Source organism: Ferrimonas kyonanensis DSM 18153 (assembly GCF_000425405.1).
Classification (GTDB): domain Bacteria; phylum Pseudomonadota; class Gammaproteobacteria; order Enterobacterales; family Shewanellaceae; genus Ferrimonas; species Ferrimonas kyonanensis.
In genome coordinates this window covers 1-25,876 of record NZ_AUDJ01000042.1, presented here as the reverse complement: position 1 = coordinate 25,876, position 25,876 = coordinate 1, and the positions used below count along the sequence as shown (strand labels likewise).

24 protein-coding genes are annotated in these 25,876 nt (G+C 55.8%); 10 read left to right on the top strand and 14 right to left on the bottom strand.

Annotated elements, in window-relative coordinates; all coding sequences use genetic code 11:
- Positions 1 to 412 precede the first annotated feature (412 nt).
- Entirely contained in the window at positions 413 to 1,237 is an 825-nt protein-coding gene (locus tag H598_RS0112840; RefSeq protein WP_028113380.1) for a hypothetical protein, read from the top strand.
- A 41-nt stretch (positions 1,238 to 1,278) separates the two neighbouring features.
- Here H598_RS0112840 and H598_RS0112835 read toward each other — a convergent pair whose 3' ends face one another.
- The 9 genes from H598_RS0112835 to yoaA form a co-directional block, all read right to left on the bottom strand.
- Positions 1,279 to 3,189, bottom strand: coding sequence for a methyl-accepting chemotaxis protein (locus H598_RS0112835; RefSeq protein ID WP_028113379.1), 1,911 nt, complete (start codon positions 3,187 to 3,189; stop codon positions 1,279 to 1,281).
- A 336-nt stretch (positions 3,190 to 3,525) separates the two neighbouring features.
- Positions 3,526 to 5,196 carry a long-chain-fatty-acid--CoA ligase FadD gene (gene fadD, locus H598_RS0112830; protein WP_028113378.1) on the bottom strand — a complete coding sequence of 557 codons (1,671 nt, stop codon included), beginning with the start codon at positions 5,194 to 5,196 and terminating at the stop codon, positions 3,526 to 3,528.
- Positions 5,197 to 5,520: 324 nt separating this feature from the next.
- Positions 5,521 to 6,633 carry a ribonuclease D gene (rnd, locus tag H598_RS0112825; protein ID WP_028113377.1) on the bottom strand — a complete coding sequence of 371 codons (1,113 nt, stop codon included), beginning with the start codon at positions 6,631 to 6,633 and terminating at the stop codon, positions 5,521 to 5,523.
- Positions 6,633 to 8,312, bottom strand: a complete 1,680-nt coding sequence (gene fadD, locus H598_RS0112820; protein ID WP_028113376.1) for a long-chain-fatty-acid--CoA ligase FadD — start codon at positions 8,310 to 8,312, stop codon at positions 6,633 to 6,635. The genes rnd and fadD (H598_RS0112820) overlap by 1 nt, the downstream gene beginning before the upstream one ends.
- Before the next feature lie 166 nt (positions 8,313 to 8,478).
- Complete coding sequence (locus H598_RS0112815; protein WP_028113375.1) at positions 8,479 to 9,366, bottom strand: alpha/beta fold hydrolase; 888 nt, start codon at positions 9,364 to 9,366, stop codon at positions 8,479 to 8,481.
- 65 nt (positions 9,367 to 9,431) lie between these two features.
- Positions 9,432 to 10,250 (bottom strand): class I SAM-dependent methyltransferase, encoded by an 819-nt coding sequence (locus H598_RS0112810; protein ID WP_028113374.1) that lies wholly within the window; start codon positions 10,248 to 10,250, stop codon positions 9,432 to 9,434.
- A gap of 127 nt (positions 10,251 to 10,377) precedes the next feature.
- The gene (locus H598_RS0112805; protein WP_169629270.1) at positions 10,378 to 10,656 is read right to left on the bottom strand and encodes a hypothetical protein; all 279 of its coding nucleotides are present in this window, start codon (positions 10,654 to 10,656) and stop codon (positions 10,378 to 10,380) included.
- A 28-nt stretch (positions 10,657 to 10,684) separates the two neighbouring features.
- Entirely contained in the window at positions 10,685 to 11,374 is a 690-nt protein-coding gene (gene tsaB / locus H598_RS0112800) for a tRNA (adenosine(37)-N6)-threonylcarbamoyltransferase complex dimerization subunit type 1 TsaB (RefSeq protein WP_028113372.1), read from the bottom strand.
- Positions 11,374 to 13,287, bottom strand: a complete 1,914-nt coding sequence (gene yoaA / locus H598_RS0112795) for a DNA repair helicase YoaA (RefSeq protein ID WP_028113371.1) — start codon at positions 13,285 to 13,287, stop codon at positions 11,374 to 11,376. The genes tsaB and yoaA overlap by 1 nt, the downstream gene beginning before the upstream one ends.
- A gap of 349 nt (positions 13,288 to 13,636) precedes the next feature.
- Here yoaA and hisG point away from each other — a divergent pair, with 349 nt between their 5' ends.
- Genes hisG through hisIE form a run of 8 tightly spaced genes read left to right on the top strand, consistent with a single transcriptional unit; the run spans position 13,637 to position 20,653 of the window.
- Entirely contained in the window at positions 13,637 to 14,533 is an 897-nt protein-coding gene (hisG, locus tag H598_RS0112790; protein ID WP_028113370.1) for an ATP phosphoribosyltransferase, read from the top strand.
- Positions 14,534 to 14,536: 3 nt separating this feature from the next.
- Complete coding sequence (gene hisD, locus H598_RS0112785; protein ID WP_028113369.1) at positions 14,537 to 15,835, top strand: histidinol dehydrogenase; 1,299 nt, start codon at positions 14,537 to 14,539, stop codon at positions 15,833 to 15,835.
- On the top strand, positions 15,832 to 16,890 hold the full coding sequence (hisC, locus tag H598_RS0112780) for a histidinol-phosphate transaminase (RefSeq protein ID WP_028113368.1): 1,059 nt from the start codon (positions 15,832 to 15,834) through the stop codon (positions 16,888 to 16,890). The genes hisD and hisC overlap by 4 nt, the downstream gene beginning before the upstream one ends.
- 2 nt (positions 16,891 to 16,892) lie before the next feature.
- On the top strand, positions 16,893 to 17,963 hold the full coding sequence (gene hisB / locus H598_RS0112775) for a bifunctional histidinol-phosphatase/imidazoleglycerol-phosphate dehydratase HisB (protein WP_028113367.1): 1,071 nt from the start codon (positions 16,893 to 16,895) through the stop codon (positions 17,961 to 17,963).
- Positions 17,963 to 18,571 carry an imidazole glycerol phosphate synthase subunit HisH gene (gene hisH / locus H598_RS0112770; RefSeq protein ID WP_028113366.1) on the top strand — a complete coding sequence of 203 codons (609 nt, stop codon included), beginning with the start codon at positions 17,963 to 17,965 and terminating at the stop codon, positions 18,569 to 18,571. Before hisB ends, hisH begins: the two co-directional genes overlap by 1 nt.
- Positions 18,568 to 19,305, top strand: a complete 738-nt coding sequence (hisA, locus tag H598_RS0112765) for a 1-(5-phosphoribosyl)-5-[(5-phosphoribosylamino)methylideneamino]imidazole-4-carboxamide isomerase (protein ID WP_028113365.1) — start codon at positions 18,568 to 18,570, stop codon at positions 19,303 to 19,305. The genes hisH and hisA overlap by 4 nt, the downstream gene beginning before the upstream one ends.
- Positions 19,287 to 20,060, top strand: a complete 774-nt coding sequence (gene hisF / locus H598_RS0112760) for an imidazole glycerol phosphate synthase subunit HisF (protein WP_028113364.1) — start codon at positions 19,287 to 19,289, stop codon at positions 20,058 to 20,060. The genes hisA and hisF overlap by 19 nt, the downstream gene beginning before the upstream one ends.
- A complete protein-coding gene (gene hisIE, locus H598_RS0112755; protein WP_035415882.1) occupies positions 20,057 to 20,653 on the top strand; it encodes a bifunctional phosphoribosyl-AMP cyclohydrolase/phosphoribosyl-ATP diphosphatase HisIE in 597 nt (198 codons plus the stop codon). The genes hisF and hisIE overlap by 4 nt, the downstream gene beginning before the upstream one ends.
- Positions 20,654 to 20,721: 68 nt before the next feature.
- Here hisIE and H598_RS26555 read toward each other — a convergent pair whose 3' ends face one another.
- The 5 genes from H598_RS26555 to H598_RS0112730 all read right to left on the bottom strand — a co-directional run bounded on the left by H598_RS26555 (position 20,722) and on the right by H598_RS0112730 (position 24,589).
- Positions 20,722 to 20,868: a hypothetical protein gene (locus tag H598_RS26555; RefSeq protein ID WP_156897035.1), complete on the bottom strand. Its 147-nt coding sequence runs from the start codon at positions 20,866 to 20,868 to the stop codon at positions 20,722 to 20,724.
- 156 nt (positions 20,869 to 21,024) lie between these two features.
- Positions 21,025 to 21,837 carry an SAM-dependent methyltransferase gene (locus tag H598_RS0112745; protein ID WP_028113362.1) on the bottom strand — a complete coding sequence of 271 codons (813 nt, stop codon included), beginning with the start codon at positions 21,835 to 21,837 and terminating at the stop codon, positions 21,025 to 21,027.
- A 69-nt stretch (positions 21,838 to 21,906) separates the two neighbouring features.
- The gene (locus H598_RS0112740) at positions 21,907 to 23,730 is read right to left on the bottom strand and encodes a tetratricopeptide repeat-containing diguanylate cyclase (protein WP_028113361.1); all 1,824 of its coding nucleotides are present in this window, start codon (positions 23,728 to 23,730) and stop codon (positions 21,907 to 21,909) included.
- An 11-nt stretch (positions 23,731 to 23,741) separates the two neighbouring features.
- Positions 23,742 to 23,957 carry a hypothetical protein gene (locus H598_RS0112735; protein WP_028113360.1) on the bottom strand — a complete coding sequence of 72 codons (216 nt, stop codon included), beginning with the start codon at positions 23,955 to 23,957 and terminating at the stop codon, positions 23,742 to 23,744.
- 365 nt (positions 23,958 to 24,322) lie between these two features.
- Complete coding sequence (locus H598_RS0112730; protein WP_028113359.1) at positions 24,323 to 24,589, bottom strand: hypothetical protein; 267 nt, start codon at positions 24,587 to 24,589, stop codon at positions 24,323 to 24,325.
- 630 nt (positions 24,590 to 25,219) lie between these two features.
- Between H598_RS0112730 and H598_RS0112720 the strand changes: the two genes are divergently transcribed.
- Positions 25,220 to 25,471: a hypothetical protein gene (locus tag H598_RS0112720; protein ID WP_028113357.1), complete on the top strand. Its 252-nt coding sequence runs from the start codon at positions 25,220 to 25,222 to the stop codon at positions 25,469 to 25,471.
- Positions 25,472 to 25,876 lie beyond the last annotated feature (405 nt).

Sequence of the window (25,876 nt, the reverse complement as noted above, 5' to 3'; positions counted from 1 at the left end):
TGGTCACGAGTCACACAATGAACAACCGAGTAAGGCGATGTCAGCGAATGAGGACTGCCTCGAAGATCATGAATAATAATCACCATGATGTGCATATTTTATGACGTTAGATCAAACGCTTGCCTTTATTAATCCGTTCAAGCAGATATCATATCCCTATACTGTATTTTCTCACTGGCCACTGACCATCAGCAACGAAAAACCAAAATAAGCATATATAATTCAAACGTATACATGTTGGTGTTCACACAATGTCCTGGTTCGCTGGCGTTCAAGCCAGTACTAAGAGACCACAATGGCCACTTTGTGAAACAGGTTTACCATGCTGATCAATTTGTCAGAAGAAATTCAACGGATCGAACCGGCCCCCCTCCGTCTACCTCTCACGCCGGTTGAAGGACTCACTGACACCATGACACCCATTACCATCGAGTTTCACCCAGATCACCAACCGACGTTGGAGCTGGCCCTGGAGCAGCTTCGCCAGACGCTTGTGCTGCAGCAACCTCATTCAATTAGCCACCATTGCCAGTTCGTGGTGGCCGGAACCCAACAGTCGACCAGCGACGGATCCAAGTCGCTGTTTACCGCCCTGGCCGCCGACAAATACAGCCAGCCTCTGCTGCAGCGCTATTTGGAAGCGGTCAACCGTTACAACTATTTCTGCGGTCCCAATCAGTCCCTGAATTTCACTGACAACCAACAGTGGGCCGCCTGGCTGATGACTCTGCTCGCGCCAATGGGGGTAGTTACGCCCGCCCTGCTGTGCGACGCCATCGCTTCTGGAATCCGAGGCCAGGAGCAGGAGTTTAGCCAGGCTTTGCACTGCTTACTGGCTAACAGCGATGACCCTAGGCTGTTTGCGCAGCTCAGCGCCTGCCTGCTGAGCCTACCCACCGATGCCTGCCCGCCCGTGCTTGTGTCTCCCCCAAGAAGCCTGCATGACCCGCTGGATGATCTGGCGTTTGTGAATCACTTCCTGCGCCTGTACGCCGCCCACAGCCTTCATCACCGGCTTACGGATCATTGGCAAAGCCATGAACGAGGGTTGGCGAATCTCAATCCAGCCTCTGTGATTCAACAGGTTGAGGTGCAATTGGAACAGGCTCAAGGGGATCGACTGGCGCAACTGACCCGAATGCTAACCGATGAAATTTGCCACGATGTGGCCACTGAGATACGGGCTATCTTCAGGGGAGGAATGAAGCCAGCCACCGCCGTGCTGTGGCCGTACTAGTCGAGATGGGCGGCACAGGTTGCGCCGCCCTCTAACCGGCGTTACGCCAATTTAAACTGGCTGACGACCGCCATAAAGCGGGCATTGGCATCGTTCAGGGCCCGCGTCTCATCCACCGTAGCTTCACCGCTGGCTGTCAATTCGGCCACCAGAGTCTGAATCGCGGTCATATTGCGCGACAGTTCATCAGACACACTGCTTTGTTGTTCTGAGGCCGTGGCTATCTGACTGTTAAGATCATTAATATGTGCCACGGACTTGGCGATTTCCTGCAGCGCTGTGGCCACCTTATCGGTGTTGCTGGTGGTCGCTTCACAGCTGCTGCGGGTCGCCACCATCGACTCGATGGCCTGCTCCGATCCCTGGCGCAATCGCAACAGGTTCTCCTCGATCTCCGCGGTGCTGGAGCGAGTGCGTGCCGCCAAGGCGCGAACCTCATCGGCCACCACTGCGAACCCCCGGCCCTGGTCGCCGGCACGGGCCGCTTCGATGGCGGCATTCAAGGCCAGCAGATTGGTTTGATCGGCAATCTCACTGATCACCCGAATGATGTCGGTGATTTTCGAGGTGTCATTCTCGATGTCGGTGATTCGCTGCGAGCTCAGCGAAATGTCACCGGAGAGCGCCGATACGCTGTCACTGGCGCCCGCCACTAACGTGCCGGAATCGGCAACCTGCTGATTGGTCTCATGGGTAAATTGTGAGGCACTGGTGGTATTGCGGGCCACATCCTGAGCTGTGGCATTCATCTCCTGAATGGCGGTGACTACCTGCTCTGTTTCCCGGCAATGGTCACTCAGGTGGCCGGCATTGGTTTGAGTCTGCTGTTCCAGCCGGCCAATGCTGCCGGAGATGGTTTGCGAAGACTGATACAACTGAGTCATTAACGACTGCAGATGAGCAATAAAGCCATTGATGCCATCGGCAATCTGGGCCAGATCATCATTGCCCTGCACCGACAAACGCCGGGTCAGATCGGCATTGCCCTGAGACAGATCCAGCACCATGGATTTCAATGCCAGCACCGGCCGATACAGTACGTTGAGTACCACCACCGCCATCACCACCGCCAGCACCATCATCACAGCCGAGGTCCAAAACGCCTCGGTGGCCGCCGCCGCGACCGAGGCGTACGCAACCGAGGTGTCCACCCCCACAATCAGGTACCAGCGCTGATTATTAATCAGCTCAATGGCGCTGGTATACGCCAGCTTGTCCACTCCATTGATGCGATACTGGATCTTGGCGTCACGCTCGTTCTGCATTCCCTGTTGAATCGCTTGCAGACCGGTATCGGACAGAGTATCGCCGATAGCAATCACCGGCGAAGTCGACGCCAGCGCCTTGCCCTGGGCGTCAACAATAAACGCCACTACGCCGTCACTGTGAATGCTGTTAACCGTATCGGACAGAATCGACAAACCGATGTCACCGGAGAGCACGCCATCACCCAGGTTGGTAACGATGGAGATCACCGGGTTGCCGGTCACCATGTCGTTGTAGATGCCGGTCAGTTCCGGCTCCGTCGACGTCCGTCCCTGCTTATACCAGCCTCGGGGCCGAGGATCGTACTTCGCGGGATCCGCCACTCCCTGCTTCCAGATGTCATCCTCAGCCACGCTGGCAAAGGCACTGCCATCATCAAAAGCGAAAAACATCGAGTACAACCCCAGGCTGTCGGTCATCAATCGAGACACCGCCACATAGGCCTGGTCATAGGTACCCTGACGATAATGATCCGCAGTTGCAGACACCGCTTCAGCCCGGGTCTTAAACCATCGCTGCACCTGAGTCGCGTCCGATCGCACCCGCGCGCTCATCCTCATATCGATGGCCGCGGTGGTGTCATCCCTCAGGGTTACGTAGGAGAGGCCATTGGCGACCAACAAAGTAAAGGTGACCAATGCCACGATATAGAGGGTGATGCTCTTTTTCAGACCCAAGGAGTTCACAGATAGTTTCCTTAAATAACAAACAGTTCTTCGCCGTGGGGCACCGAATAACGAAGATGGAATTAGCCCGGTGGTTATAAATTAGGAACCAATTCCAAGCCGTGAACCCGTCGGCTGATTGTTAAAAATACAGCAGCAAACTATTGATGCAGATCCAAGTCTCTGAACAAAAAAAAACGGCACCTGAGGGAAGGTGCCGAAAATCAATCTCGAGGACGTTGGCAGTAAATACAGACTCTCCAACGCCGATAACTCTACCAACCGGGTGTGACAGAACCATGGCAGTCGCAATAAAAAACGCCGCCCATTGGGCGGCGCAGTTTGGGTTGCTCAGAATCAGGCAGCCTGTTCCTCTTCCCGCAACGCCCGTCGCAAAATTTTGCCGACATTGGTCTTAGGCAGATCGTCACGAAACTCGATAATCTTCGGGATTTTATAGCCGGTAAGATGCTGCTTGCAGTGGTCTATGATCGCCTTTTCACTGACTCCTGGCTTGGCAACCACGAACACTTTCACCACTTCACCAGATACCGGGTTCGGCACTCCGATGGCCGCGGCTTCCACCACGTCATCGTGCATCACCACCACGTCTTCAATCTCGTTGGGGAACACGTTAAAGCCGGAGACCAGAATCATGTCCTTCTTACGATCGACAATCTTGAAGTATCCACGCTCATCCATGGTGGCGATGTCACCGGTGGACAGCCAACCTTCGGAGCAGATCACCTCTTCGGTGGCTTCCGGTCGCTGCCAATAGCCCTTCATTACCTGAGGGCCAAGAATCTGCAACTCACCGCGATCGCCATTGGTGATCACCTTACCGTCATCATCAATCAGACGAATGGAACACGAAGGCAGCGGCAACCCAATGGTGCCGTCATACCCCTTGCTGTCATACGGGGCTACCGACGCCACTGGCGCACTCTCTGTCAGTCCAAAGCCCTCCAGCAACCGCGAACCGGTCACTTTCTGCCATTTGTCGGCAACCGCGGCCTGCACCGCCATGCCGCCGCCCAGAGCAATTTTGAGCTTACTGAAATCGATCTCGTCAAATCCTGGTGTGTTCAGCAGTCCATTAAACAGGGTATTCACGCCGGTAATGGCGGTAAAGGGGTAACTCTTAATGGTCTTGATGAACAGCGGCATGTCCCTGGGGTTGGTGATCATCAGGTTGGTGCCACCAAGCTTCATGAAAGTCAGGCAGTTACAGGTCAAGGCAAAAATGTGATACAGAGGCAGAGCGGTAATCACCAACTCCTCACCTTCGCTCAACGTCGGGCCAATCCACGAACTCACCTGCTCAAGGTTAGCCACCATGTTCCGGTGCGTCAGCATCGCGCCTTTGGCCACCCCGGTGGTGCCTCCGGTGTATTGCAAAAAGGCCAGATCGCCGTTATCGATCTTCGGCTTTTCCAGCTCCAGTTTGGCGCCTTTATACAGGGCACTGCGCATGGAATGGGCATCCGGCAGATGATATTTAGGTACCATCTTTTTGACGTATTTGACGACAAAGTTCACCAGCGTCCGTTTAAACGGCGACAATTGGTCACCGAGTTTGGTCAAAATCACATGCTCAATGGGGGTCTCGTCTACCACCTCTTCCAAAGTTGAGGCAAAGTTAGACACCACCACAATGGCTTTGGCACCACTGTCATTAAGCTGATGTTTTAATTCTCGAGCGGTATACAGCGGGTTGACGTTGACCACCACCAGGCCGGCACGCAATACGCCAAACAGGGCCACCGGATATTGAATCAGGTTGGGCATCATTATGGCTACCCGGTCGCCTTTTTTCAGCTTCAACTCCTGCTGCAAGTAGGCAGCAAAATCGCGGCTGAGCCTGTCCAATTCGTTATAGGTAATCGATTTCCCCATATTGATAAAGGCAGGTTTATCCCCATAACGAGAGACCGATTGTTCGAACAGGTCCACCAGAGAGGCAAACTTATCGGCATCAATCTCCGCCGGCACCCCTTCCGGATAACTCGTTAACCAGACCTTTTCCATGTGTCGCTCCTTCTCCTGACGGCTTAGTCCTTTCCGCTTCTGGTATTTAATCAGCTGTATTAAACAACCGTATAAACGTGAACATCATCACATAACTGATTGAAGATGTCAGCCATGCCCAGCTAACAAATTAACCATTGTTGTGTTTTTTTTGGCCAGAACAGGCAGGGGGCTGGCAGAGGTTGTGATGGCAAATCCGGGTAATGACAGAGGAAATGCAGGTGTTTACGGCGAAAGCTACCGAATCATAAAAAAAGCGACATGCCAGCCAGAGGAATGTCGCTTTTCACTTCAATTTTAAGATTTTTCTTTTTTTTGCCGCTTTTAGACGCTTAATGCCGCCAGTTTCGCCGACGTCAACTCTCCGCGCCAACCACGAGTCACCACAGGCTGCTCGCTACTGGCGCCTAAACGCCACTTAAGATATTGATGCACCAGCTTCTTTGATGCCATTAACTCCTGCGCTACCTGGTGCTGTTCGCACACTTCCACCAGCGCCTTGCGCACCCGTTTCGCCGCATCTCTGAATGCCGGGTCGGCGCTCAGGGGATCCACCGGTTCCGGCGGGTTGGCCACATCGGCAGACGCGATGGCTTTGAGGATGGCGCGGCCGTGGCGCTGCACGTCCCGCTCGGTCAAACAATCCAGCTGAGTCAGGTAGCCCATGCTACGGGGCGCCCGTTTCGCCAGTTGCAACAGGGCAGCATCTTTGATCACAAAGCTCAGTGCCAAATCTCGCTGCTGCGCCACCTGCAAGCGCCAAGCCGCCAGTGACTTCAGAATCGCCAATTGTTCGGGCCGCAATTGATAGGCGTTTTTCACCTTCAGGTAGGCGGTATCTGGATTAACCGGCGACAAGCGCCCCTCGGTAATCCGCTCCCCCTCCTCCAGCAACCAAGGCAGACGCTGGGCATCGGTGATCTCTTTCGCCATGGTGCGATAGATGGTCAGCAGGTAGTAGACATCGGCGGCGGCGTAGTGCAACTGCTTATCCCGCAGAGGCCGAGCCAGCCAATCGGTACGCGCCTCGCCCTTGTCCAGTTCAATCTCCAGATAGGCGGCGACCATCTTGCCATAGCCCATGGCCACCCCTTGATTCAGCAGCACACCGGCAATCTGGGTATCAAACAGCGGCTTAGGCTGAACCCGCCCTTGCTGGGCAAAGATCTCCAAGTCCTCGCTGCAGGAGTGCAGAACCTTAACCACAGATTCGTCCGCCAGCAGATCCCAAAATGGGCTCAGATCGCTGATCGCCAGTGGGTCCACCAACGCCAGAGTGGTGCCGTCGTAGATCTGAATCAGACCCAACTGGGCGTAAAGGGTTCGGGTTCGCACAAACTCGGTGTCCAGCGCCACGGCGTCGGCCTGGCGGCACTGGGCACACAGTTGCGCCAGTTGTTCATCGGTGTCTATCCACTGCCAGCACAATTCGCTCATCAGGATTGGTTCTCTTTCACTTCATCGCGCAGTTCACGGCGCAGAATTTTACCGACGTTGCTCTTTGGCAGTTCGTCCCTGAACTCAACCAGTTTCGGGACCTTGTAGCCGGTAAGCTGTTTACGACAGTGGGCGATCAGCTCTTTGTCGCTCAGGGCGTTGTCTTTTGCCACCACGAAGATCTTCACCAGTTCACCGGAGGCCGCGTGGGGCACACCGACCGCGGCCACTTCCACCACTTTCGGATGGCTGGCTACCACGTCTTCCACTTCATTGGGGAAGACATTGAATCCAGACACCAGAATCATGTCCTTTTTACGGTCGACAATGAAGAACTGTCCCTTGTCGTCCATGTAGCCGATGTCACCGGTAAACAACCAGCCATCTTCGGTAAGGACCTTGGCGGTCTCTTCCGGGCGCTGCCAGTAACCACGCATCACCTGGGGACCACGAACCTGAAGCTCACCGGTTTCTCCAGCCGCCACTGGCTGACCGTCATCATCGACGGCGCGCATCTCGGTGGAGGGCAGTGGCAAGCCAATGGCACCGGTGTACTCGGTTTGATTGTAGGTGCCTGCCGCCGCTACCGGTGAACACTCGGTCAAGCCGTAGCCTTCGATGAGCGGCAAACCGGTCAGGGATTCCCAACGCTCTGCCACCGCACGCTGCACCGCCATGCCGCCGCCGATGGTCAGCTTAAACTGACTGAAGTTGGCTTCTTTGAATTCGTCGTTGTTCAGCAGCGCATTAAACAGGGTGTTAACCCCGGTCAACGCGGTAAAGGGGTATTTTTTAAGCTCACCAATAAACGCCGGCATGTCTCTGGGGTTGGTGATCAGCAGGTTCTGGCCGCCCTTCTTAAAGAACAGCAGCAAATTGACCGTGTTGGCAAACACGTGATACAGCGGCAACGGTGTAACCACCATCTCTTCGCCATCTTTGAGGATGGGGCCGAAATAGGCATCGGCCTGCAGCATATTCGCCAACAGCGAGCGATGAGTCAGCATCGCCCCTTTGGCCACCCCGGTGGTGCCGCCGGTGTACTGCAATACCGCGATGTCCCCACCGTCAACGTTGGGCTTGATGTACTGCAATCGCCGACCGACCGACAAGACCTTGCGCATGGAAACGGCGTACGGCAGGTGGTATTTCGGCACCATCTTCTTGATGTACTGCACCACAAAGTTCACCACAGTTCGTTTTGGCGCCGACAGGTGATCGCCAATCTTGGTCAGGATCACATGCTCCACCGGCGTGTCGTCGACAATCTGCTGCAGACTCTGACCGAAGTTGGTGACCAGCACGATCGCCTTGGCCCCGGCGTCGCACAGCTGGTGTTTGAGTTCTCTCGGGGTGTACAAGGGATTCACGTTCACCGCCACCATGCCGGCGCGCAGCACCCCGAGCAGAGCCACAGGGTACTGCAACAGGTTGGGCATCATCAGCGCCACCCGATCGCCTTTTTGCAGTTTCAGCTCGTTTTGCAGGTAAGCGGCAAACGCCCGGCTCTGCTCCTCAACCCGGCGATAGGTCAGTACCGCCCCCATATTGATGAACGCCACCTGATCGGCGTACTGGTTGCAGCTGCGCTCGAACAGGTCGAGCAGGTTGCGAAACTGATCGGGTTGAATCTCTGCCGGTACATCGGCGGGGTAGCTGTTAAGCCATGCCTTATCCACACTGTTCTCCTTTCTCGAACAGGACTGCCTGGGTCTAAACGTAAACGAAGCCGGTCCATGGCGCGGGCTGGTTCGCCTCTTAGTCGCGACGGATCGCGGCGCATTCGTTACCGACTTCGTTGACTGTTACAAACGGTTTCAATGATAGCGTGATTCACACCAATGCCTAGTCTAAGCCGGTGTGTTCGCTGCTTTTTACATCAATAAATTGCAATATAAGCCTCAGCAGCTGCTGCGGCTGCTGCATATGGCAATGATGGCCCCCTTCGATCAACTCGAGGCGGGCGTCGGCAAACCAGTGTCGCCGGGCCTGCCAGGCCGACCGAAGCTCGTCAAAGCCACCCTGCCCCAGTACGAAGCAGGTGGGCGTCATCAACCCCTGCATCAAATTCTGCGCTTGCGCATCGGTCATCATCCAGGGAGAGCGCATTCGCAATCTCGGATCAGAACGCCAGCACCAACGGCCATCCGGCTGCTGGTGCAGATTACGCTGCAACAGCAGCCGCGCAGTCTCAACGTCAAACTGGCCAGCCTTGGCACGTGCAGTCACCAGGGCATCAATATCGCGATAGCTGGCCTGGGAAGTCGGCTTGTCGCGGCTGGCAAACCCCTGGCGCATCTTCTCCAGAGTCTGTTCCGGTGCCGCAGTCAACGGCCCCATGGCCTCCACCACCATCAGCCGTGCTACCTGCTGCGGATACAGGGCAGCAAACAGACTGGCGATGATGCCGCCCATGGAGTGGCCCAGCACCAAAACCGGACGTCGAGGCAACTGCGGCCACAGCTGATGCAGTTCATACAGGTAGTCCAGAAAGTGGTAGTAATTACCCTGGTGGCGATTCTGTGAATGGCCATGGCCGGGAAACTCCAGCGCCAGCAGCTGGTAACCCGCCGCCACCAGGTGCGGTGCCAGTGGAGCAAAACTGTTGCCGTTATCGAGCCAACCGTGCAACGCCACCACCAGCGGCGCATTCGGGTCCCCCCAGCGCAGGCCGGCCAACTCGATGCTGTCCAGGGCAAAATAAGTCTCTTCTGGTGCCGGCAAGAGTGCCATAGCAATCCCTCTGTTGTCTTGTGGTTTCACGGCTCACCACGCTGGTTGGAGCAGTTACTCTATTGTTAGATCTCGGGCTTGTAGAATTTCAGCGTCATACGGTCGGACTCGCCGATGGCCAGGTATTTCTGTTTATCCTGCTCCTTGAGACGAAGAGACGGCGGCAAAGTCCACACCCCTTTTGGATAATCCTTGCTGTCTTTGGCATTGGCGTTGATCTCGCTGCTGGCCGCCAACCGAAATCCAACTTTCTTTGCCAGATCAATCATCTGCTGCTGATCCATATAACCAGACTCTGCCGACATTCCGGGGTTAGCACGGTGTTCCACCACCCCAAAGACGCCTCCGGGTGTCAATACCTCAAACGCCGCTTCAAACACCGCTTGCAGATCCCCGGCCATGGCCCAGTTATGCAGGTTACGGAAGGTCAGCACCATGTGAGCACTGGCCTCCACCCCCAGACGGGTCGTGGTTGGTGGGTCAAATGTCACCACCTGCACCTTGTCATACAGAGACGGGGTTGCCGCCAACTTTTGCTGATAACGTTTTCCGGCACCAGCCCGGTAGCGATTGCGCGGGGTATCCTGTTTGGGCTCGGTCTCAAAACTGGCGGCGATGAAGGTGCCATTGTCACGAAGAAACGGCGCCAGGATTTCGGTATACCAACCGCCACCGGGCCACAGCTCGATCACCGTCATGTCCGGATGCAATCCAAAAAATTCCAGCGTTTGCACCGGGTGCCGGTACGGGTTGCGAGCCACATTAGCCTCAGAACGATGGTCAGCCTCGGCCCAGTGGCTCAGGTCGGCAGTGAAGGTATCGGAATGGGCCAGAGTGGCCAGCGGCATCAATGCCATTGCAGCGGCGAGCAACATCGGTTTCATCGGGGGTTCCTCCTTGGAACGGACGCGGGAAATCGGCGTAGAAGACAGGCTAATACCCTATCGCCGTGGTAGGAGATTGCAACGCTAAGTTGTTGCAAAATCTTTGCAAACGCCCAGGAAGACGCGATCAGACGTACAGGTCGACACCGATCATCGATTGCAATTGCTGCCGCAATGGCTGATTGACCATCTCGTTGTAGGTGGCAATGGCATTGGAGTTGGCGTGGTCATCCACTAAGCGGGCACGGCCTGCCTGCCACTGCTGCCAGGATTGGGCATCGGCAGGCAGCACCAGTTTAGAGGCCACCGATGTCGGCGCAGCCGCTTCCTCAGGCGCATGGTCGCGCTTGATTTTTGCATCCGGCCGGGCCGGAACTTGGCTAAGTAAGCCAACGGGCTGCATCACGGCATCCATCCTTTATCCATACGTGGAACTACTTGCCCGGCATCTTTTTCCAGGCCACGTTATCCCTCAGGTACACCGGCTCAACCTGCTCCAGCGGTTGTGCCAGCCCCTGCTTAAACTGAGCCAGTGCCAGAGGCACCATCATCTTAGCACTGGGCAATCGGCAATCGCCAGCAAGCTGCAGGCGACCGTCATCCAGCAGTTGCGGATAGGTTTCAAAACCGGTGCCTACGGCCACCAGCCCCTCTCCCTGCATCAGTTCCAGCTGCAGTAACTGCTCAGGTGCGATCACCATCTCCTGCCCCTGCAGTACCGCCAACCCCTGCTCGGCGTCGTAGCGGGCCGCGTAGACTTCGCCCATTCGAGCATCAATGGCGGCGATCACTGAGGTGGCACCGGCATCGATGGCACCCTGTGCCATGGCCGCCAGATTGGAGATCGGCAACACTGGCAACTCCGCCCCCAGCGCCAAACCTTGCATCATCGATGTGCCAATACGGATACCGGTAAAACTGCCCGGACCACGACCAAAACCGATGGCATCCAACTGGTTCAGCGCCAGTCCGGCGTCCTCCATCAGTTGCTTGACAAACGGCAGAATCTTCTGGCTGTGCTCGCGGGGGGCCTCTTCACACAAGGCGGTAACGGTGTCGCCAAGGATCAGCGCCGCCGAGCAGTTCTCGGTGGCGGTGTCGATGATCAAAATCTTTGCAGACATCAAACTTCTCTTAATCGTGCTAATGCGTTATCCAGCTCGCGGGTACGCGCCATGGCGGGCAAGCTGGCAATAAACTGTTCGCCATAAGGGCGATGAACTAACCGGGGATCGCTGATCACCAGCACCCCTTGGTCTTGCTCGCTGCGAATCAACCGTCCGACCCCCTGCTTAAGGGCCAAAATGGCCTGGGGCAGTTGCACCTGACTAAAGGGGTCCTGGCCACTGCGCTGGCAGGCGCTGACTCTGGCCTGGGTAAGCGGATCATCCGGCGACACAAAGGGCAATTTATCGATCATAACACAACACAAGCCGCGGCCTCTAACGTCCACCCCCTCCCAAAACGCACTGGTTCCCAACAGCACCGCATTGCCATAGGCGTGGAACCGACTCAACAACTGTCGCTTGGAGTCCATGCCCTGCACCAGCAAAGGCCGCGACTGCCGGCGACTGAGCCGTTCGCCCACCTGATGCATCATGTGGTAACTGGTAAACAGCAGGAAGGTGCGGCCATCGGCGGCCTCGATAAGCTCATTGGCAACGGCCGCCAGGTGATCCGCCACCCCGGCTTCATGAGGTTCGGGGAGGCCCCTGGGCACGCACAACAGGGCCTGTCGAGGATAATCAAAGGGGCTGTCAAGAATCAGAGTTTCGGCGTCATCCAGGGCCATCTGGCGAGTAAAATAGCCAAAATCTCCGGCCACCTGCAGGGTGGCAGAGGTAAAAGCCCAGGCGCAGTGGTACTGCTGGTACAACTCGGTGAGTTTGTCACGCACCGACAGTGGACTGGAGACCAGAGCAAAGCCCTGCTTACGCCGCTCCAGAGTATAGGCCTGACTGGCATCGGGCTCGGCAAAATGCGCCAGTAACCCCATCAAACGGGCACAACGCTCAAAACACAGATCCGCCAACTCATCCCGGCCCAGATGATAGCCCAACTCCTTGTGCAATCCCTGCAACTGCTGTTCAAGCTCGGCCATGGCATCGGTGACCCGGGCATACTTCAGTTGCACCAACCAGGCGGGTGCCCCGTTGGCGTGTAGCGCCTCGCTGAGTTCATCCGCCTGGCGCTGCAGATCATCGGCGCGGGTATCCAGGCTTTTGCAGTCTTTGAGCTGCTGGTACAGCCGCCGAATATCCCGCGCAAGATAATGAAAGTTCGACGACGTTAGCCGCTCACCAAACCGATTTAGCGCAATATCAGGCAATTGATGGGCTTCATCAAAGATCAACCAATCCAACTCCGGAAGCAGTTCGCCAAAGCCGCCCTCTTTGAGGCCGGAATCGGCAAAAAACAGATGATGATTAATCACCACCAGGTCCGCCGCCATCGCCTTAGCCCGGGCCCGCTTCAGAAAACAACGGTCAAACTCCGGGCATTTGCGTCCCAGGCAGTTGTCATGGGTGGAGGTGACCTTGCGCAGAATCGGTGCGTCCTCCGCCAGCGAGTCCATCTCGGCCATATCGCCGCTGCCGGTGCCGTTGGCCCAGCTGCGAATTCGAATCAGCTGATCCATCTCGATGGGGCTCTGATTGTCGGTATCGGCAAGATGACGGTGCAGGTGGTAGTGGCACAGGTAGTTACTGCGTCCCTTGAGCAGGGCCACCCGAATGCCGCTGTCCAGCAGCGGCAACAAGCTGGGGAGATCCTTGAAGAACAACTGATCCTGCAGATTTTTGGTTCCAGTGCTGATGGCCACCCGTTTGCCACTGAGCAGGGCCGGCAACAGATAGGCAAAGGTTTTGCCTGTGCCGGTGCCCGCCTCGGCCACCAGGCGTTGACCGGGCTTGTGGTTGCGAGCAATTGCATGGGCCAATTGCTGCTGAGCCTGGCGGTAACTGAAGTTCGGCAGTTGTTCAGCCAGCAGGCCGTTCGCGGCAAAAGCCTGCTTGATTTTGTTGGGGAAACGGGCCATACGCCGCCTGAATAATGGATTCGGCAGCCATTATGGCACAGGCCGAAACCAATGCCCGCCTTCCTCTGGCCCAGTTGAGAAAAAAAACTGCCGTCAGGGTGTTGCAATCTCCCCGGCGCTCCTGTTAGCTTAAAAACACGCCACGATTATCGTGCACAAGAATTTAAGGAAACGTTCCAATGCTGAAGTTTACTGCGCTACACCACCATCACCATTCCAAGCGGTAGCCTTTGGCATTAACGCTGGAAGGCTGCTGTTTAAACGGCGCCCTCCAGCGGATTCAGAACTGAATACCCGAAAACCCTGGAGCCAGCGCCCAGGGTTTTTTCGTATCTACAGGACTGAACACATGACACAACAACGACTGCGCATCGCCATCCAAAAATCCGGCCGCCTGGCCGATGAATGCCAAACCCTGCTCAAGGGCGCCGGACTCAAGCTCAACCTGCGGGATCAACGCCTGCTGAGCCACTGTCAAAACCTGCCCATCGATATTTTGCGGGTTCGCGATGACGACATTCCGGGTCTGGTGATGGACGGCGTGGTTGATCTGGGCATCGTCGGTGAGAACGTCCTCGAAGAGGAGCGACTGGAGCGTCAGGCCATGACCCGACCGGCCGAATTCTCGACTCTGCGGCGACTGGACTTTGGTGGCTGTCGCCTGTCATTAGCCGTGGACAAGGACATGGATTACACCGGTCCCGCCTCGCTGGCCAATACCCGCATTGCCACCTCCTACCCCTATCTGCTGGCCCGCTTTATGGATCAAGCCGGCGTTCCCTTCAGCGACTGCATGCTCAAAGGCTCGGTCGAAGTGGCACCCCGAGCCGGACTGGCAGACGCCATCTGCGATCTGGTCAGCACTGGCGCCACCCTGGAAGCCAATGGCCTGAAGGAGTGTGAGGTAATGTTTCGCTCCAAGGCAACCCTGATACAGAGCCAACGTCCATTGACGGAGGCCAACCAAGAGTTGGTGGACAAACTGCTGACCCGAATCAACGGCGTGATTCAGGCCCGTGAAAGCAAGTACATCATGCTGCACGCCCCCAAAGCGGCCTTAGATCAGGTGGTGGCACTGCTGCCCGGGGCCGAAAACCCCACCATCCTGCCCCTGGCTCAAGACAGCGAGCGGGTCGCCCTGCACGCCGTCAGCTCCGAAACCCTGTTCTGGGAAACCATGGAACAGCTCAAAGCCCTGGGTGCCAGCTCGATTCTGGTATTGCCCATAGAGAAGATGCTGGGGTAAGGCATGCAAAGTTACAACTGGACTCAACTGGATCCTCAGACCCGCGCCGCCGTGCTGGCTCGCGCCGAGCAGGTACAAAATGCCAGCCTCAGCGAGTCGGTAACCGCAATTTTGCGCCAGGTTCGGCTGCAAGGGGACCAAGCGCTGGTGCAACTCAGTGAACGCTTCGACGGCCAGCGCCCGGAGCAACTGGTGTACGACAGTGACGAACTGGCTCGCCGCGGCGCCGGTATCGAAGACAGCCTCAAGCAGGCCATCGACACCGCCATCGACAACCTGGATGCCTTTCATCGCGCTCAGGCGTTCACCACGGTCGAGGTGGAAACCCAACCCGGAGTGCGCTGTGAGCTGCGCAGTGAAGCCATCGAGCGAGTCGGATTGTACGTGCCCGGCGGCAGTGCACCACTGGTCTCCTCGGTATTGATGCAGGCGCTGCCCGCCCGCATCGCCGGTTGCCGCGTTCGGGTGATGGCGACACCACCACCGGTTTCCGACGCCATCTGCTACGCCGCCTGGCGCTGTGGCATTCAGCAGCTGTTTCCGGTCGGCGGTGCCCAGGCCATCGCAGCCCTGGCCTACGGTACCGAAACCGTGCCTCGGGTCGATAAGATTTTCGGCCCGGGCAACCGCTTTGTCACCGAAGCCAAGACTCAGGTAAGCGTCAGCGGCACCGCCATCGACATGCCCGCCGGGCCCTCCGAAGTGTTAGTGATCGCCGATGACAACGCCAGCCCGGCGTTTGTAGCGGCCGATCTGCTGTCTCAGGCAGAGCACGGGGAAGACAGCCAGGCGATGCTGGTGTGCCTGAGCCAGCAGTTTGCCAACCAGGTCGATGCTCAGTTGCAAATCCAATTGTCCAAGCTGAGTCGACGAGCGATCGCCACCCAGGCCCTGGCCCAGAGCCGCACTCTGATCTGTGACACCCTGGCGCAGGCCTGTGACGTTTCCAATCGCTACGGTCCGGAGCACTTGATAGTGCAAACCGACGACCCGCGGGCACTGCTGCCCTCCCTGCGCGCCGCCGGCTCCATCTTCCTGGGCCGCTGGTCACCAGAATCTGTGGGCGACTACGCCAGTGGTACCAATCACGTCCTGCCCACCTACGGTGCCTCCCGCAGTGCTTCCAGCCTGTCGTTGGCCGACTTCTGCCGCCGTTATACGGTGCAGCAACTCAGCCGAGACGGCTTACTGGGACTGGCGAATACCGTGATGACTCTGGCCGATGCCGAAGGCCTGGATGCCCACGCCAATGCCGTGGCCCTGCGCCTGCAAACTCCATCAACCGCAAGGAGCGACTCATGAGCCTGGCCCAACGACTCTGTTGCCCACAGCTAAGGGAATTGACGCCCTACGCCTCTGCCCGGCGTAGTGCCAGCGGTGGCAACGTCTGGCTTAATGCCAACGAAAGTCCCTGGCGCAATGCCAATGTAGCCGGCATCAATCGCTATCCGGACTGCCAACCGCCGCAACTGCGCCAGGCCTACGCCGATTATGCCGCCATTGCCCCATCGCAAGTGCTGATCAGCCGCGGTGCCGACGAAGGCATTGAGCTGTTGATTCGAGCCTTTTGTGTGCCCGGCCAGGATAGGGTCGTCAGCCTGACGCCCAGTTACGGCATGTACCGCATCAGTGCCGAAACCTGTGGTGTCGACTACCAGGCAATTCCCTGGCAGCAGGGGTACACTCTGCCCCAGGCACTGGTGGACGCTGGGCGTGACGCCAAATTGCTGTTCGTCTGCAATCCCAACAATCCCACCGGTACTCTGGTGCCGACCGCCGAACTGCTGCAACTGGCACAGGCGCTGCCCGACACTCTGGTGGTCATTGACGAAGCCTACATCGAGTTCTGTCCGCAGCAGAGCCTGGCCAAGTCCATTGCCACCACTCCCAACCTGGTGATCCTGCGAACCCTGTCGAAGGCGTTTGCCCTGGCCGGGGCCCGCTGTGGCTTCGTACTTGCCAATGACGACATCATCGCCATGTTGGAAAAGGTGATCGCCCCCTATCCGGTGCCGGTCCCCGTTAGCGACCTGGCCCTGGAGACCCTGAGTAATTTCGGCATTCGCCGCATGCAGAGTCAGGTCAGTCAACTCAATGCCCGACGCCAGGCACTGATAACGGCACTGGACGCCCTGCCCGGCGTCGGCACCATCCTCGACTCCGCCAGCAACTTTGTGCTGTTTGAAGCCGAGAACGCCGACGCATTGCTGACTGAGCTGGCCGGCAAAGGCATTTTGATCCGCGCCTACTCGGCGTTGCCAGGCTGGCTGAGGGTCAGCATCGGCAGTGAATCGGAGATGGCCACCTTGATGGCCGCACTGGAACCCGCCCTACAACAACCCCGACAGGATGCATAACAATGAGCCAACAACCCATCCTCTTTATCGACCGCGATGGCACTCTGGTAGAGGAGCCTGCCATCGACAAACAGCTGGATTCACTGGAAAAGCTGGTATTTGAGCCCGGTGTAGTACCGGCCCTGCTGGCGCTGCAGCAAGCCGGCTATGTGCTGGTAATGGTGTCCAACCAGGACGGGCTGGGCACAGACAGCTTTCCCCAGCAGGACTTCGATGCGCCCCACAACGCCATGATGGCCCTGTTCACCAGCCAGGGCGTCCGTTTCGATGAGGTGCTGATCTGCCCCCACTTTGATCAGGACAACTGCAGCTGTCGCAAACCCAAGCTGGGACTGGTTCGAGACTTCCTGACCCAGGGGCGTATCGACTTTACCCGCTCGGCGGTCATCGGCGACCGCAACACCGATCTGCAACTGGCCGAGGCCATGGGCATTGCCGGCATTCAATACGACCGTGACACCCATGGCTGGGACGCCATCGTTCGCCAGTTAACCCAGGGCGATCGCCGCGCCAGTGCCCGCCGCACCACCAAGGAAACCGACATCAACATCAGCGTCGATCTGGACAGCAATGGGCCGGTGTCGATCAACACCGGTGTCGGCTTTTTTGACCACATGCTGGAGCAGATCGCCACCCACGGCGGCATCGCCATGGAGCTGACCATGAGCGGCGACCTGCACATCGACGAGCACCACAGTGTCGAAGACGTGGCCCTGACCCTGGGGACGGCGCTAAAACAAGCCTTGGGCAACAAGCGCGGCATTGGCCGGTTCGGATTTGCCCTGCCGATGGACGAAACCCAGGCCCAATGCCTGCTGGATCTGTCCGGCCGCCCTTACCTGCGTTTCGAGGCCAGCTTCAACCGTGACAAGGTGGGCGATCTCAGCACCGAGATGGTGCCGCACTTTTTCCGCTCGCTGGCTGACAGCCTGGGCGCCACCCTGCACCTGTCGGTAAACGGCGACAACGAACACCACAAGGTGGAAGCGCTGTTCAAGGTGTTTGGCCGCACCCTGCGTCAGGCCATCGCCATCGAAGGTGACCAGTTGCCCTCCTCCAAAGGAGTGCTGTAATGAGCCAGTCTCAACCGAAACGGGTTACCATCATCGACACCGGCTGTGCCAACCTCAGCTCGGTTCGCTTTGCGCTGCTGCGACTGGGCGCCGAAGTCACGGTCAGCCGCGACCCGGCGCAGATCCTCGCCAGCGACCGGGTGATCCTGCCCGGTGTCGGCAGCGCGCCGGCGGGCATGCAGGCACTGCGTGACTCCGGTGTCCTCGAGACCCTGGGCCAGCTAACCCAACCTGTACTGGGGATCTGTCTGGGCATGCAGCTGCTGGGCCAGAGCAGCGACGAAGGCCAGGCCCGGCTCACCGGCCTGTTGCCGTTTCGCTGTCGCAAGCTCAAGGCCGATGGTCAACCCCTGCCCCATATGGGCTGGAACACCATCAGCCCTGGCGACCACCCGCTGTTTGCCGGCATTGCCGACGGCAGCCACCTCTACTTTGTTCACAGCTACGCCGTGGCCGAGTCGGAGCTGACCCTGGCCCGCTGTCACTATGGACAGACGTTTTCCGCCGCCGTCGGTCGCGGCAACCTGATGGGGGTGCAGTTCCACCCCGAACGCAGCGGCCCGGTGGGCGCCAAAATACTGCAAAACTTTCTGGAGATGCCATCGTGATCATCCCTGCAATCGATCTCATTAACGGCCAGGTAGTGCGCCTGAAAAAAGGCGACTTTAACCAGGTCACCCAGTTCGACACCGACCCTCTCGCTCAATTGCAGGCCTATCAGAACGCTGGCAGTCGCCAGTTGCACCTGGTGGATCTGGATGGCGCCAAGGATCCCGCCCAGCGCCAGCTGGCCACCATCACCGCCCTGGCTCAGGGCCTGGACGCCCCCCTGCAGGTCGGCGGTGGCATTCGCGATCGCCAGGAGGTGGAATCGCTGCTGGCACTTGGCGTGGACAAGGTGGTGATCGGCTCCCTGGCTGCCCGAGAGCCCCAGACCGTTGCCGGCTGGATCGAAGCCTTTGGGCCAGAGCGCATCACCGTGGCACTGGATCTGCTGCTGGACACCGACGGCAACGCCCAGGTGGCCACCCACGGCTGGCAACAAGGCTCAGGCAAACTCATCGACGAGGTGATTGCGCCGTTGCTGCAGGCCGGACTCAAACACGTCCTGTGCACCGACATCGACCGTGATGGCATGCTCAGCGGCCCCAACGTAGCCCTGTACGCCCGGCTGATTCAACAGTACCCGCAAGTGTGCTGGCAGGCCTCCGGCGGCATTGCCGAACTGGAGGATCTGCGCCAACTCAAGGCCATCGGCATTGGCGGCATCATCATCGGCAAGGCGCTGCTCACCGGCCGTTTCACCATTGAGGAGGCATTGGCATGCTGGCAAAACGCATAATCCCCTGCCTGGACGTGAAAGCCGGCCAGGTGGTGAAAGGAGTGCAGTTTCGAAACCACGAGGTGGTGGGCGACATTCTCAACCTCGCCAGTCGCTACGCCAACGAAGGCGCCGACGAGTTGGTGTTTTATGACATTACCGCCTCCAGTGACGGTCGCACCGTCGACAAAAGCTGGGTCAGTGCGGTGGCGGAAAGATTGGATATCCCCTTCTGCGTCGCCGGCGGTATCAAGACCATCGACGATGCCCGCCAGATCCTGGCCGATGGCGCCGATAAGATCTCGGTCAACTCACCGGCACTGGCCGACCCCGATCTAATCAACCGCCTCAATGACACCTTTGGGCGTCAGTGCGTGGTGGTGGGCATCGACTCCTGGTACGACCGCGACGGCGACAGCTACAAGGTGTACCAGTTTACCGGCGACGAAACCGCCACCCGCCAGACCCAGTGGTTCACCCAGGACTGGGCCGAAGAGGTAGAGCGTCGGGGCGCCGGAGAGATTGTACTCAATGTCATGAATCAGGATGGCGTACGCCGCGGCTACGACGTCGACCAACTCAGCGCCATTCGTCAGGCCTGCAACCTGCCGCTGATCGCCTCCGGTGGCGCCGGCACCATGGCCCACTTTGCCGAGGTATTCAGCCAGGCGCGGGTCGACGGTGCGCTGGCGGCCTCGGTTTTCCACAAACAACTGATCGACATTATGGATCTGAAACACTACCTGAAACAACAAGGGATCGAGGTACGCGTATGAACACACTCTCTATCGACTGGAACAAAATGGACAACCTGGTTCCGGTTGTGGTGCAACACCACTACAGCGGCCAGGTTCTGATGTTGGGCTACATGAACCCGGAAGCGGTCGCGGTTACCCTGGAGACCGGCAAGGTGACGTTTTACAGCCGCTCCAAGCAGCGGTTATGGACCAAGGGGGAGAGCTCCGGCAATGTGCTGACCCTGGTCAACCTGGCGACTGACTGCGACAACGACGCCCTGCTGGTGCAGGCGATTCCGGCGGGCCCCACCTGTCACCTCGGCACCACCAGCTGCTTTAGTGGCCTCGATAATCAGCCGTTTCTGGGCAAACTGGCCCAGGTGGTGGCCGAGCGGGCCGACGCCGACCCACAAAGCAGTTACACCGCCCAGTTGCTCAATGGTAACCCGCGCCGGGTGGCGCAAAAAGTCGGGGAAGAGGGAGTGGAAGTGGCCCTGGCGGCGGCCACCAACGACCGTGACAACCTGGTGGATGAATGCGCCGATTTGCTGTACCACCTCACCGTGCTGCTGCAGCAGCAACAGGTTCCTCTGCCCGAGGTGATCGCCAAATTGGCACAACGGCATAAATAGAGATTCAGGGAAATTGGAAAGGAAAAAGGGCAGCCATCGGGCTGCCCTTTTTTATCAATATAATAGCTTTAGACAGTAGTCTGGATACTCTGTTGGACATGAACGGCAAACAACTTCTTATCGGTCCCCTCATCAGAAACTTCGCCCAACAGCTTTTTCAAGTTCTCCTGCAACATCAGCTCCCGCTGCTCCAAGGTCACCCCATACTCACTCATGGTCTGCTGTAGAACCTGCTAATGCTGCTCTGCCAGTATGGGATCGCTGTCCAGCGTATTAATGCACATCAGCAGCTCGACCATCATTTACGCCTTTAAAGAATGGGCGTTGCCCCTTGAATAATTGGGTCTGTATTCGGTGACTCGTCCTTAGGTTTAAGCCGTTTCCCAAACCGATTCAGACAGGATCTGCAGCTTGTCCAGCATGACGCTATCCGTTGCCATCTCTTGGCAGGGAGGCACCACCAAGGTAGTGATCTGATTCAGGGTGGCCTGGGGCAGCTTTCCTAGGGGCAGGTGCTCTATGCGGGTGGACTCCAACGGTGAGGTGGCCGCCTCATAGAGGATCACCTCATGATCCAGCGGATAATTCCGGGACAACTTCTCCACCAGCAACTTGATATACGCCTGATGAGTCTCGAAACGCTTCATGGACAGATCCCCGGCCACACCGGGCTGCCACAATATCAGCAGCGCGCTGGGATCGATGCGACGCTGATGAATCATAAACTGAGTGCACTCCATTGCCTGCTCGCCAGCGCTGGCCGGATCGATTTCCAGATCCGCATACAGGCAATCCGCCGCCGAAATCCCCGGTTCCATGTGAGCCGGAAACGCCTCTGCCCTAGCTAGGTCGATCGCCTTCTTGGAGATGCAGGAGAACACCGAGGGATGGCCGTAGAACACCGCACACACCTTCCGTCCCTTACGCACCTCCTCCATGATTCGCTCGGCCATCTCGTCATAGGTCTGGCCCCGCGGCTTACCCTCACCGCCCCCTTCACCATAGAGATCCAGCAGACAGCGATACTCCTTGCTCATCTCCTTGATCCATTGTCGGCTAAGGTGATTGGCCATCGCCGCCAGCACCACGTCTGCCTGCTCAATACAACTCTTGGCTCTGGGGGTAAGCTGACCCGCCAACCGCATCCCCGAGCCCACACAAACCAAACTGCCTTGTTTGCTCATCACTTAGTCTCTTCAAATTTAAAAAATATAACCGGCTCAGGAAACAAGTCACCGCTGGCCATGGCGTCCCTACTTCAGTGGTGTCTGACCCAGCTCCGCCTGCAGGCTACACAGTCCCATCGACGGCTTATAAGCCCCTATATCCTTATCCTCCAGCACCGTCGCCACCCGGTTACGCCCTAGGTGCTTGGCCTGGTACAGGCACTTGTCGGCGGTCATCAGCAGCTTATCCAGACTGTTCACCTTGTCATCAAGCCTGGCCACCCCGAAACTGGCACTGATGTCCAGGTTTTCGATGGCCACAGGCGCGATGATCCGCTCTAAGCCCTCGCGGCAGCGCTCTGACAACAGTCTGGCCTGCTCGATATCCGTATTGGGCAGGCAAATAACAAACTCCTCGCCCCCCAAACGGCCAAGAATATCCTTATCTCGAATGCTATTGCGCACCACCCTGGTCACCGTTTTCAGTACCCAGTCCCCCACTGCATGACCGAAGGTATCGTTGACCCGCTTAAAGTGGTCCAAATCAAACACGACCAAAGACAACGGTTGCTCCCGTCGCTTCGCCTCCGCCACCGCCTTGGTACAAGACTCCATCAAACTCACCCGGGACAACACTTTGGTCAAGGTGTCAGTCTCCATGGAGACCTTAATTTTGGCCTTCTGTTTTTGTACAAACAACACAGCCAACACCAGTATTACGGAGGCTGCTGAGAACCAAATAAGTAAAACACGAGTTTGCTCGAGTTTTGTTTCGGCCAATTCATTCTCCAATTGAAGTCTTTTATTTTGAGCCTCAATTGTCTTTAGTTGCCCCTCAATATCTGAAGCACTAATTTTTGCTAAATGAAAAACAAGCGACTTATCGTATAGATCCTTCTCATACTGTTTATGAGATTCTATCGACTCATTTATGTATTTAACATATTTATCCCAGTCTTTCACTTTAAGATAAAGGTTGGCGAGCACTTCAGACACTCTTGGTTTAAGGCGTAATATTCCAAACGCCTCAACTCTCTCATACGCCCACAAATAGTAACTTTCAGCGACATCAAAATCGGACAACTCCAAGTAATGATTTGCAATCGCCATTTCCAAATACACTAGGTACTCGTAATTATTATTTCTTTTCTCATTATAAAAAGCTATGGCTAAATGAGCGTCTCCTTCGCCTTTCTCAAGTTGACCCACCATTTTTAGCGTTTCCATTAGATCTGACGATAGAGGATCAATACCTTTATTACAAAGGTTGATTACGTCATTGACCTGCTCCAATACACTTGAGTAATCACCTGAATAAAAAAGAGATTCCACACGATCAACCCCTCCATAGCAAGCAATTCTTTTCGATTTAGTTTGGGTGCCAAGATCAGAGATTCTTTCTGCATACTTAAATGCTTGCTCATACATGTAAAGAGAAGAATAAACAGTGTATCCAGAGTGAAGTATGAGCATTCTCGGCATAGGTTCATCAATAAATTCGAGCAACTCCAATGAGGAAGACAGATATTTTAGAGCTTCATCCATATCATTAAGGTTGACAAAAATCTCTATCATTTGCTGATAATATCTTGCTTGAACTTCCGGCTTGGAAGTCTCCCAATCATACGATTGTAAAACTCTCAACCTTAATTCTTGTTCTTCATGAACCGCGTGATAATAAGCTTGGTACAGAATAAAGTACTCAAGCAACTCTGCATCCATTAAATCAACCTTTAACTTCAGCTCCTCAATTATTTTCTTTACTTCCTCTGGGGATTCATAAGCCAAGTTAGGAATTGACATCACTTGGCCTTCTAACTCGTTTTCAATGGCAACGGCTTGGCCTGCAATTATAATGCAGGCCAAAATAACAACGTGAATCAACATGTCCTTAAATGAAAAGGACAGCATCTTTCAATTTCCTACTTTTGCTGTACATGCGCAGCAACAATTATGAACTCTGGATCGGTAATTCCTGCTTCTTTAGCAATCCTTATTTTATCTCCAGACATAAATGCCTCAATTTGCTTTTCGTTCAGACCAAAATCCTTCATGGTTTTTACAGGATTCTTGTTATGAGCAGCCAGCAAGTCGGCATTGCAATCCAATTCGTTGATGTAGTTGAGCAGTGTCGACATGGTTTCCATTCCCTAAAGTGTAGTGCGATGCAGTAGCGGACCCTGACCAGGTTCAGACCCGGTTTCTGTGACCTTTTCAAATCATAACAATGGTCTATGACAAAGGTAAAGCCAATGCATAACATTTCATCAACATCGAGGGATGGCTCGTACAGGCCTGAACGGGTAGGAAAGCAACTGAACGGTAGGAAAGCAGCTAGAAAAAACCCCGGCAGAGCCGGGGCATGGTAGTACTGACTGTTTCATCCCTCGCGAGAGGTATCATCTCAGTCCGGCAATATATTGTTGATTATGTTGCCTTTATTGTTATCGGACGTCCTGCCACCCTCAATGCAAGGTGTCCCCCAAACGTCCACTTGGAGTGGTTAGTTGAACAGGTCGAACTCGCCAGACTCGATCTCGGGCTTCAGTGCCAGGTAATCGCTCTGACTCAAACCGGTGAGTTCAAAACCCAGAAACTCTTTGTGCTCCAGAAGGTTTACAGTATCAAGTCGACTACACATCTGTGCTTCGGCCTGCTCCAATGCGTCTTCTGCGCTATCGGCCACAACGTCGAACTGTTCGAAATGGAAGCCGATAAAGTTCTCTTCGGCATCGGTTTCGTTAGCCCGGCCAAACACTACGTAATCCATCTTATAATCCTTCAAGTCATATTCGGAGTATAAGTTATACCGTTCAAATTAAAATGAAAAGAACTTATTTAATTAATTTTCATTGATCTTAAAATACAGTCAGTTATAAAAACAAAGTGCAAAACGAAGCGTTAAGTCGATCACACTTTATCAGGTCAAACCATTTCAGAATTTACTTGAGCAATGTCAGCTTAAGTTATTGATTTTATATTTGGAGACTCAAAACAGCAACTCAAGCAAAGAAGATTAATTTCCTTATAAATCAGCACCTTGCGAATAGACAAAGATGTAAAGCGAATGTTTTTCACTATTATCACCATCGATATGCCTTTATATATTAATGACATAAACAAAACCACAACTGACCAATTCTGGTTATTCTTTTATTGTTATAATGTGATTCATTTTGAAAATGAAGTTATCCTTGTTGCGGATACACTCGATGCCGCTCTGGACATTACCATTCCTTTTATTTAACTGAATAATAATAGTTTTATTTCTTACCAGGGTAAGGTCAGCTGGGGAAACCACAGGCCTCGACACAAATTGGCACTTTCCCCTTGACACCCCAATGATAATGATTATCATTTAGATCAACTTCACTCGCAACTGACCTCTGGAGACCTGACTATGCTGTTTACCATTGATGCTCGTCTGGATCACAGCCCAAACCAACTGACCGTGTTCCATACCCTGACCGGACGCCCGGTGCTGCACCTGAATGAGTCAGAGTTAAGGGAGATGCTGGAAGCTGGCGATATCTGCATGCAGGAGCTCACCAGCAACGATTCCGGCACCTTGCAAAGCCTGGCCTGGGAACTGCTGTTGTTTCAAAGCGCTTCACACACCCGCCACAGTTCGCTGTCGAGCTTCCAGGCCTAGCGGCCGCTGTACCAGAAAAGACGCTGGATACCCGCGTTCGCGGGTACGACGGAGGGCGGTATGATGGTTAGTGCCAACAACACTTCCCTGCGAGCCCAGTAACATACCGCGACCACCCCATCCTCACCATGTCGCCCTTGCGAACGCGAGGGCCCAGTGGCTGTGGTTTTAACCTCGAGAAAGCCACTGGATACCCGCCTTCGCGAGTAAGACAGAAGAGGAATTGTCGCCCTTGCGGACGCGAGAGCACGTGGCTTGGGTATTTCCCTAAGAAAAGACGTATATGGACGCCCCTGCAACTGCAAGACTTTGATGAGGTCGGTTTGCGGACGTATATCCGGCGTCTGTTTTACCTTCTCGAGGTAGCGCCATAATGTGGTCCGAACCTGGCAGCCTACACGCTGG